We start from the raw sequence: 10000 nt of genomic DNA on the forward strand, positions 1-10000 counted from the left end.
GGATATAGCGCCCCAGAAGCCCCGTCTCGGTCATCAGAGACAAGGTGCGATAGGGGTTTTTGCCACGCACCAGTATATCCAGAAAGACCTCGGCCACGGCCTTGTCGCGGCGCAGAGCGGCGTTGACCAGCTTGAGGTTACGCGCCACCGCCGTAAAGGCATCCGGGTGCAGGTCCATCTCCAGCCGGTCCGCCATGCGAAATAGCTTGAACATGGCGATCGGGGCCTTCTTGAACACGTCCGGGCTCTGCACGCTCAGACGGCCGGAGTCGATGATCAGGCCCGGATGTTCAGGCTTGCTCAGCGACAGAAGCCCAGACTGGAAGAGTTGCGTCAAGCGTTGCAGCGGCTTGGTCTGCTGCGCCTCCAGCTTGGTGCAGAAGATGCGGGTCAGCGCCCCCACCTCTTTGGCCACCAGGAAATAGCGGCGCATGAAGCGTTCGACCGCCGGCTCGCCATCGGCTTCGACATAGCCCATGCGGCGGGCGATTTCCGGCTGAAGATCGAAGCTCAGGCGTTCTTCGGCGCGCCCCGCCGTCATGTGGATCAGGATGCGTACCTTCCACAGGAAGTCGAAGGCCTGCACAAAGGCGGTGCGCTCTTTTTCGGTCAGCAGCGGATCAAGCACACCCCAGCCGCCCGCCGCCTGCGGTTTCTGGCTTTCGCGCAGCACCGGCGCAGGGGTCGCCCCCGCCAGATATTTGGCGATCCAGAACAGGGTATGCAGGTCGCGTAAGCCGCCCTTGCCCTCTTTGAGATTGGGTTCGACGACATAGCGCGTCGTTCCGGCCTTAGCGTGACGGAAATCGCGCTCCTCCAGCTTGGCCGTCACGAAATCAGACGCGCCGTGACGCATGACATCGAGCGCCAGCTTTTCTTTCAGATACTGCACCAGCCCGCTATCGCCGGCCAGAGGGCGGTATTCGAGAAGCGCGGTCATGACCGTGTGGTCTTCACGCGCCATCTTGAGGCTTTCATCGACCGTGCGCGAGGCGTGCCCGACCTTCAGGCCCAGATCCCACAGCGAATAGAGGATGAATTCGATGACGCTTTCGGAGTGCGGGGTTTCCTTCCACGCCCGCAAGAACAGCAGGTCGAGATCGGAATAGGGGGCCAGTTCGCCGCGCCCGTAGCCACCCACCGCCACCAGCGCCAGACGCTCACCCTCGGTCGGGTTGCGCGCGCGATAGACGTGGGTCAGGGTAAAGTCCCACAAAGCCGTGATGATTTCGTCGGCCAGTTTCGACAACTCACGCGCCGTCGATAGCCCGCCGCGGTGATCCTCAACGTGTGAGAGCAGGCTTTCGCGCGCCATATCCCATTCGCGCTTGAGGATAGCCACCGCCTTGCGCCGCAGGTCGGCCACGTCACCGGTCGAGTCCTCATAGGCCTCGGTCAGTTTGCGGCGCAGCAGAGCGCCGTCAATACTGTGGCTCAGCAGGGCGGGACTGGTCTTGGTCAGCATGGGGGCGGGTTCACCTGCGGGCGGCATTGACGTATCCCTGTATTACACCAAACCCCTTAAACGATAGATAACTTCCAGGGCCTCGCGGGGGCTGAGGTCGTCCGGATTGATGCCCTTGACCGCCTTTTCCAGCTCGGTTTCAGCGGGCGTTTGCACCGCAGCAACCACAACCTGTGCCTGAACCGTGGCAAACAGCGGCAGATCGTCCAGTTTGAGCTGATGCGCCTTATCGGTCTCCAGCCGCTCCAGTATGTCCCTGGCGCGCGCCACCACTACCGGCGGCATTCCGGCCAGACGCGCCACCTGCACACCGTAGGACCGATCCGCGGCGCCACGTTTGGCTTCGTGCAGGAAGATCAGCTCGCCATTCCACTCACGCGCCGTCATGGAGATATTGTGGGTATGGGCGAGTAAGGATTCAAGCTGTGCCAGCTCATGATAGTGGGTGGCGAACAGGGCGCGGGCCTTGACCACCTCATGCAGATTTTCAGCGCAGGCCCAGGCGATGGCCAGACCGTCAAAGGTCGCCGTACCGCGCCCGATCTCATCCAGAATAACGAAGGACCGCTGGGTCGCCTGAGTGAGGATGGCCGCGGTTTCAACCATCTCCATCATGAAGGTCGAACGCCCCTGCGCCAGATCGTCACCGGCCCCAACGCGCGAAAAGAGGCGATCGACCACACCCAGCCGGAAGGACGCGGCCGGAACGAACAGACCGGCCTGTGCCATGATCACCAGCAGGGCGTTCTGGCGCAGGAAGGTCGATTTACCGGCCATGTTCGGCCCCGTCACGAGGTCGAGCCGTGGCCCGCTCTGACCCGACGCATCAAGGCAGCAATCATTGGGCGTGAACGGCTTGCCTTCGGCGCGCAGGGCCGCCACCACGACCGGGTGACGCGCCCCCCTGGCATCAAAGACAAGGCTGTCGTCCACTACGGGACGGGTCGCTTCAAGGTCTTCGGCCCATTCGGCCGCGGCGGCGGCAACATCCAGCGCGCAGAAAGCGTCGAACATATCCTGCAATGGATGGGCGTTGCGGCGGACCTCCTCGCGCAGGTCCTCGAAAATGGCCAGTTCGAGATTGAGCGCATCGGACCCGGCGCGGGCGATGCGCGCGTCAAGATCGATCAGGTCCGGCGTCGAAAAACGCATCTGGTTCGCCAGCGTCTGACGATGGATAAAGCGCTGACGATGGGCGTCGCTCAAAGCCTCGGCCTGTTTGGCCGTCAATTCGATGAAATAGCCCAGAACCGCATTGTATTTGATCTTCAGCGGCAGGCCGGTTTCCTGCTGGAGGTCGGACTCCATGCGCAGAATGATCTGACGCGAGTCGTTGCGCAGGCTGATGGCGTCCTGAAGATGGCTGTTGTAGCCGGGCTTGATGAAACCCCCATCGCGCGTCGTAAGGGGCGGCTCATCGACCAGCGCCATGTCGAGCTTGAACAACAGGTCCAGCACGTTTTCCGACGCCGTCAGGGCCTCGACATGGGCATGAATTTCAGCGGGCCAGTCAGGGTCGAGCCGGGTTTCCGGGTCATTGGGCTGCAACAGGCCGACCATATCTCTGGCCAGATCGAGGCAGTCGCGGATGACCTTCAGATCCCGCGGCCCCCCGCGCCCCAGACCCAGCCGCGACAGGGCGCGCGCCATATCGCTCATACCGCGCAGACGACCGCGCACCTCCTGACGCAGCGACCGCTGAGCCAGGAACCACTGCACGGCGTCCAGTCGGCGATTGATCTCGACCGGGTTGTTCAGCGGGCGCGACAGACGCGCCGCCAGAAGGCGGGAGCCACCGGAGGTGATGGTGCGGTCGATGGCAGACATCAGCGAGCCTTCGCGGCTGCCCTTTTGCGTGCGCTCGATCTCCAGACTGAGGCGGGTGGACGGGTCGATGGCCAGATAGGCCAGAGAGGCGACCTTTCTTGGGGCCTTGAGCACCGGGGCCTTGCCCGCCTGCGTCAGGTCGATATAGGCCGCCAGCATCCCGAGCGCCGACAGTTCGGACGGGCTAAACGCCCCAAACCCATCCAGCGTTTCAACGCCATAGAGCCGCTTCAACCGCGCCTCGCCCGCCGCCGGATCGGAGAGAGACGCCGGTTGCGGCTGGATCGCCCCACCGCAATATTTCAGCAGGGCATAGAGGTTTTCATCCTGAAGCAGGCGGTCAGACACAAGGCTTTCGGAGGGCCGCAGGGCCGACAGGTGCGTGCCCAGCGTCTCCGGCGTCAGCTCCAGACACTCCACCTCACCCGTGGACAGTTCCAGCGAGGCCAGCGCCATCACGCCCGCCCGCTGTGACAGGGCCACCAGTCGGTTGGCGCCGCGCTCCTCCAGCAGACTGTCTTCGGTCAGGGTGCCCGGCGTGACGATGCGCGTAATGCCGCGTTTCACCACCGCCTTATAGCCGCGCTTTTTGGCTTCGGACGGGTCTTCGAGCTGGTCGCAGATGGCGACGCGGAACCCCATGCGGATCAGCTTGGCGATATAGGCTTCGGCGGCGTGGGCAGGCACACCGGCCATGGGGATGTCTTCGCCCTTATGCTTGCCCCGCTTGGTGAGCGCCAGAGACAGGGCCCCGGCCGCCTGCTCGGCATCCTCAAAGAACAGCTCGTAAAAATCACCCATGCGAAAGAACAGGAGCGAGCCGGGATTGGCGGCCTTGACCTCCAGATACTGGGCCATCACCGGCGTCGCGCCGTCGAGTTGCGCCTTGAGGTCTTTTTCGGATAGAGGGATCGCGTTCATGGGATTGGTTTAGAGCGCATCCCGAAAAGTGTGAAGCGGTTTTCGGACCCGATGCGCGTTCTTAAATCAGTGTTAACAAACCTCACCCACGCGAAATGCGCTGTTGCGGGGATTTCCACGGCCGTCCTCATCCGGCGGCCCGGCTTATGTGCGGAATTCCGCCCTCCGTTTCAGATATTGAAATGAAATAAAACCTTTTTTGACGGTTTTAGGGGGAATAGGGTGTTTATCCCAAGCCTATACTGCCATACTAACACCCTAAGTAAACCTATAATTGTCAGACAAATAACCGCGAGACGGAACGCCGGAATGCCCATCGACAAGACCAAGGTCAGCGACGAAGAAGCCCTGAATTTCCACCAGTACCCTACCCCCGGGAAGATCGGACTTCAGCCGACCAAGCCTATGGCGACGCAGCGTGATCTGGCGCTGGCCTATTCGCCGGGTGTTGCCGTGCCGGTGCGCAAGATCGCCGAAAATCCCGATGCCGCCTATGACTATACGTCGAAGGGCAATACGGTCGCGGTGATTTCCAACGGCACCGCCATTCTCGGTCTGGGCAATCTGGGGGCTCTGGCCTCGAAGCCCGTGATGGAAGGCAAGGCCGTCCTGTTTAAGCGCTTTGCCGATATCGACTCGTTCGATATCGAAGTGGCGACGCAAGACCCCGATGAATTCATCACCGTGGTCAAGAACATTACGGCCTCTTTCGGCGGTATCAATCTCGAAGACATCAAGTCGCCGGAATGCTTCATCATCGAGTCGGCGCTTCAGGACCTCGCTGACATTCCCGTCTTCCATGACGATCAGCACGGCACGGCCATCATCGCCGCCGCCGGCCTGATCAACGCGCTGGAAATCACCGGTCGCCGGATCGAAGACACCAAGGTCGTGCTGTGCGGCGCGGGCGCGGCGGGCCTGTCCTCCATCGGCCTGATCAAGGCCATGGGCGTGAAGCCGGAAAACACCACCGTCGTCGATATTCATGGCGTGGTCTATAAGGGCCGCACGGTCGAGATGGACCAGTGGAAGTCGGTCCACGCCACCGATACGGACAAGCGCACGCTTGCGGAGGCGATGGTCGGGGCCGATGTGGTGCTCGGTCTGTCGGCCAAGGGCGTCATCACACCGGAAATGGTTGCCACCATGGCACCGCAGCCGATCATCTTCGCCATGGCCAACCCCGATCCGGAAATCACGCCGGAAGACGTGGCCAAGGTGCGCGATGACGCTATCGTCGCCACGGGCCGTTCGGACTATCCCAATCAGGTCAATAACGTTCTGGGCTTCCCCTACATCTTCCGCGGCGCGCTGGACGTGCGTGCCCGCCGCGTCAATCACGAGATGAAGCTGGCCGCTGCCATGGCGCTAGCGCAACTGGCCCGCGAAGACGTGCCGGACGAAGTGGCCGCCGCCTATCAGGGCCGTCACCTGAAGTTTGGCAAGGACTACATCATCCCGACGCCGTTCGACCCGCGCCTGATCTGGTACATTCCGCCCTTCGTGGCGCAGGCCGCCATGGATACCGGCGTGGCGCGCAAGCCGATCGAGGACATGGACTCCTATCGCAAGACGCTGGAAAAGCGCCTCGATCCGTCGGCAGGCTTCCTGCAAAACATCACCGCCACTGTGCGGTCACGCCCCTCCAAGCGCATCGTCTTTGCCGAAGGCGAAGACATCTCGGTCATCCGCGCCGCCCACGCGTTCAAGGCGCAGGGTCTGGGCACGCCCATCCTTTGTGGCCGCGAAAACCTTGTCACTGCCAATATGCGCGCGGCAGGCCTAGACCCGGCGGAAGAAGATATCGAAATCGTCAACGCCCGGCTGAGCCACCGCAATTCGGCCTATTCACAGCTTCTGTACAGCCGCCTGCAACGCAAGGGCTTCCTGAAGCGCGACGTAGACCGCCTGATCAATCAGGACCGCAACTCGTTCGCCGCCGCCATGGTCCTGTCCGGCCACGCCGACGGCATGGTCACCGGCGTCACCCGCTCCTTCGATCAGGCCTTTGAGGAGGTCCTGCGCGTCGTCGATCCGGCCCCCGGCGGGCGCGTGATGGGTCTGTCCATCGTGCTGGCGCGCGGCAAGACGGTGTTCATCGCCGACACCACCGTGGCCGAGCTGCCCGATCCCGAAGAACTGGTCGAAATCGCCGTCGAAGCGGCCATGGCTGTGCGCGGCATGGGCCATACGCCGCGCGTCGCCTTCATGTCCTATTCGACCTTCGGCAACCCGGCCGGTGAGCGGTCCGACCGCGTAGCCAAGGCCGTTGAGCTTCTGGAACAACGCGGCGTCGATTTCGAGTTTGAAGGTGAAATGCCGCCCGACGTGGCGCTCGACCCGGCCTTGTGGGCCAACTACCCGTTCCAGCGCCTGACCGCCCCGGCCAATATTCTGGTCATGCCGGCCATCCACTCGGCGTCAATCTCGACCAAGCTGGTGCAGGCTCTGGGCGGGGCAACCGTCGTCGGTCCCCTGCTGCTCGGCCTGTCGAAGCCGGTGCAAATCTGTCAGTTGTCGGATTCGGTCACTAAAATCCTGACCATGGCCACCTTCGCGGCCTATGACATCCGGGCCAATATCAATAGCTAAATACGTTTTGCTTGCCTTTGGAGCGCGCGCTGCACATCCGGAAAGATAAGGTGAAAACCACTCCGGCCGCAGCAGCGCTCACAAGGTATATAGGCCAGACAGACGGATCAAAACGCAGGCCCGTCAAGCCTATGCCAAACCCACGCGACCACGCCTGTGGCAGAAAGGCAAGCGTCAGGCAGACAGCCGCAACACCTGTGGCGATATTTAGCGTGGCATCGATGAGGATTGGCAGCTTAAACCGGCCGGATACGAAAAAACCCAGCCCCAGCAAACCACCCATCATCAGCTTGGCAAACGGCCCCACATTGTCGGCGATTTCCCATGTCTGGCGAAGGCATTGGCGAAAATCGAAACCGGTCTCAGCGGCGGTCAATACAGCCATGATCGCCCCTGGCAAAAAAACGGCCGTCACCCAGCCGAACAGCCAGGCTGATCCCGTGCAGGTGAGGCTATGACGCGGACTCTTCATTTCCGTTCTCCTTTACGGCACCCGCCCGAATCAGCCAGATAGCCAGCACAACGGCGACCAGCCCCACCAACGCCGTGTAGGTAAAGAACAGCATATAGCCCGCCCCCAGTGCTTCGCGACTGACGCCCAGAGCCTCGGCCGGTTTGGCAAAGCTGATGGCGGGCAGGTTATTGAGATAGCCCATGAAGGGTGTCGCGACATTCCCTTGATCGGCACCCCGCGCCGCGCCCTCAACGATGCGCCCCGACTGTGACGCCAGCAGCTTACCCGGAAGCGCGTAAAGCGAGGACAGAAGGGCGTACTGCGGGGCGGCAAAGCGCTCGGAAATCAGGGACGACATATAGGCGACCAGCACCACGCCGGCATAGCCACCCGAGATATTGTCGATGGCCAGAGCGATGGAAAAGGCCGGAATGCTGTTGCCCTGCGTCGCCAGCCAGGCATAGGCGAAGTTGGACGCCGCGCAGGCAAAGGCCCCCACGATCAGGCTCTTTTTCATGCCCAGTCGGGTCATGGAAAGCCCGCCGGCCGTCACCCCGATTATGGTCATGATGACGCCGAAAATTTTGCGCACTTCGCCGATCACCGAGAGGTCAAAACCCAGATCACGGTAAAAGGCACCGTTGATATTGAGCAGAAAGTCCGACAGACGATAGACGCAGATACCCGCCAGAATCAGCCAGGCGAGGTTTTCATAGCGCACCAGAAAATCGGCCATCGGCTCAACAAAGGTCTGACGCAGATAGGCCCCCGGACGCGTGGGCGTGCGCGGCAAGGGCAGGCAGGCGACAAACAGCAGGCCCAACCCGATCAGCACCGCCGGAAATTGCAGAAAGATACCGGTTTCGCGGCTGGTCCACACGGCTTTGGCCGCCTCATAGGCGTCTGCGGTCGGAAACAGGAACTGGAACAGGCTGATATTACCGGTCAGCCCCGACCCCATCAGCGAGGCCGCCAGCAGCATGAGCAGCACGCGCCCGCCCCATTCGAGCGCCTCGGTGACCGGATGTGGTGGCAAATCCCCGTAGTGGATGGGCCGGATAATGTGTTCGCCTTCACGCGCCAGCAGGGTTCCCGTAATACCAATCAGCATCATGGCCGCCATCAGGGCATAGGCCGGTCGCCAGCCATAATGTTCGGCAATGATCAGCGGCAGGATACCGGCCACAAAGGTCGAAACCCGCGCTCCCCAGGTATAGGCCGTCGTCAATACCGCCTGCCCCCCAGAGCCCGCGCTTTCAATCCGCCACGCGTCGATGACAATATCCTGCGTTGCGCCCAAAAATCCCAACAACACAGCGATCAGGGCCATCAACATCAGATGGTCCTGAGGGTTGAGCCCGGATATGGTCCACAGGCCCAGCAGGATCGCCCCCTGCATGATCAGCATCCAGCTCCGCCTGTGGCCCAGAAGCGCCGTGAGGCCGGGGATACGCACCCGATCGACCAGCGGGGCCCACATGAATTTCAGGCTGTAGGCAAAGGTCGCCAGCGAAAAGAAGGCGATGACCTCAAGCGACAGACCTTCGTCGCGCAGCCAGATCGACAGGGTATCAAAGATCAGACTGAGGGTCAGGCCTGCCGAGAACCCCAGAAAAATCATGGCCAGCGTCTTGCGCGTGAAGAAGGGCTTCACGGCCTGCCAGAGGGTCTTGGTCTCAGGCTGGGCGGGTGGCGTCGTGGTCATGCGTATCCCCGGTAATGATCTGGAGCGATGTGCGGAAAAGTGTGAGCGGTTTTCCGTAAAAACATCGCGACCAAGCAAAACTTAGAGCCATTCGACGGCTCAACTGAGCCGACGAATGCTCTAAACGCCGATCATCGGGGGAAGCCATTGATTTGGCAAGCGCTTAGACAAGATCACCACTCGGGGGCGCCGCTGTGGTCAGGCGGCGTTGGCACGCCCGCACCATTGACTCAGGCGATGGCGCAGCGCCGGCAGCTCAATGGGCTTGGTCAGGAAGTCATCCATACCGGCGGCCAGACAGGCGCGCCGGTCTTCCTCATAGGCATTGGCGGTCAGGGCGATGATCGGCACCCTCACGCCTTTGGCGCGCAAGGCCTTCGTGGTGCCGATACCATCCAGACCCGGCAGACCAAGGTCCATGAACACGATGTCGTAAAGGTTTTGCGTTTCGATCAGACGCAGCGCCTCTTCACCGCTGGCGGCACGCTCCACCCGACAGCCTTCGCGTTGCAGCAGGATCTGCGCCAGTAACGCATTGACAGGATTGTCTTCGACCAGCAGCACCTGCACGCCGGGAGCAACCACCGGGACGATACGGTCGTCTTCGGTCGTCGCGGCCAATTCCTCGTTCGGCAAAGGCTTGAGCGACAGGGTTTCGATACGTTCCTTCAGCGAACTGCGGCGCAAGGGCTTAATCAGGTAGCCGGCCCAGCCCTTATCGCGCCACGCCGGGATTTCATCGCGTTCTTCAGGGGCCAGAAGGATCAGACTGCGGTTGTTGGGCGCGGGCACCGGTTCGGGCAGACTACGGCGATCCGCCAGCACCACAGCGCGTGAACGACGGCCAATGCCCTTAAGCTGAGTGGCCTGACGCACGCGGATACCGCAACTGTCGAGATGCGATTGGGCCGCCTCGGCCAGCACCGGATTGGTCGTGACGCATATGACATCGGGGGCAGCGCGAAGTTCAGGTGTGGCGCGCAGGGTGCAGGCCACGGGGAAGGTTGCGGTGAATAAAGACCCCTTGCCCGGCTCT

The 10000-nt window shown here is 61.9% G+C and carries 5 protein-coding genes and 1 pseudogene; 1 reads left to right on the top strand and 5 read right to left on the bottom strand.

The genetic code is table 11. The annotated features are described in order from the left end of the window. Both LDL37_RS02145 and mutS read right to left on the bottom strand, forming a co-directional pair. Positions 1–1492, bottom strand: a pseudogene (locus LDL37_RS02145) (bifunctional uridylyltransferase/uridylyl-removing protein); the annotation flags it as partial. Positions 1493–1507: 15 nt separating this feature from the next. Next, positions 1508–4213 carry a DNA mismatch repair protein MutS gene (gene mutS / locus LDL37_RS02150; RefSeq protein WP_290793645.1) on the bottom strand — a complete coding sequence of 902 codons (2706 nt, stop codon included), beginning with the start codon at positions 4211–4213 and terminating at the stop codon, positions 1508–1510. A gap of 309 nt (positions 4214–4522) precedes the next feature. On the opposite strand from mutS, the gene LDL37_RS02155 reads away from it, so the two are divergent. After that, a complete protein-coding gene (locus LDL37_RS02155; protein WP_290793648.1) occupies positions 4523–6805 on the top strand; it encodes an NADP-dependent malic enzyme in 2283 nt (760 codons plus the stop codon). Here LDL37_RS02155 and LDL37_RS02160 read toward each other — a convergent pair. The 3 genes from LDL37_RS02160 to LDL37_RS02170 all read right to left on the bottom strand — a co-directional run. Continuing rightward, positions 6795–7277 carry a hypothetical protein gene (locus LDL37_RS02160; protein ID WP_290793651.1) on the bottom strand — a complete coding sequence of 161 codons (483 nt, stop codon included), beginning with the start codon at positions 7275–7277 and terminating at the stop codon, positions 6795–6797. The genes LDL37_RS02155 and LDL37_RS02160 overlap by 11 nt on opposite strands. Continuing rightward, the gene (locus LDL37_RS02165; RefSeq protein ID WP_290793653.1) at positions 7258–8964 is read right to left on the bottom strand and encodes an MFS transporter; all 1707 of its coding nucleotides are present in this window, start codon (positions 8962–8964) and stop codon (positions 7258–7260) included. The genes LDL37_RS02160 and LDL37_RS02165 overlap by 20 nt, the downstream gene beginning before the upstream one ends. A 198-nt stretch (positions 8965–9162) precedes the next feature. Beyond that, on the bottom strand, positions 9163–10000 hold an 838-nt coding region (locus LDL37_RS02170; RefSeq protein WP_290793656.1), incomplete at its 5' end, for a response regulator.

The organism is Asticcacaulis sp. (assembly GCF_020217185.1).
Classification (GTDB): domain Bacteria; phylum Pseudomonadota; class Alphaproteobacteria; order Caulobacterales; family Caulobacteraceae; genus Asticcacaulis.

What these genes read in the sequence shown, in the direction of transcription:
- mutS (WP_290793645.1), bottom strand. Translation starts at nt 4,213, where the DNA reads ATGAACGCGATCCCTCTATCCGAAAAAGACCTCAAGGCGCAACTCGAC.
- LDL37_RS02155 (WP_290793648.1), top strand. Translation starts at nt 4,523, where the DNA reads ATGCCCATCGACAAGACCAAGGTCAGCGACGAAGAAGCCCTGAATTTC.
- LDL37_RS02160 (WP_290793651.1), bottom strand. Translation starts at nt 7,277, where the DNA reads ATGAAGAGTCCGCGTCATAGCCTCACCTGCACGGGATCAGCCTGGCTG.
- LDL37_RS02165 (WP_290793653.1), bottom strand. Translation starts at nt 8,964, where the DNA reads ATGACCACGACGCCACCCGCCCAGCCTGAGACCAAGACCCTCTGGCAG.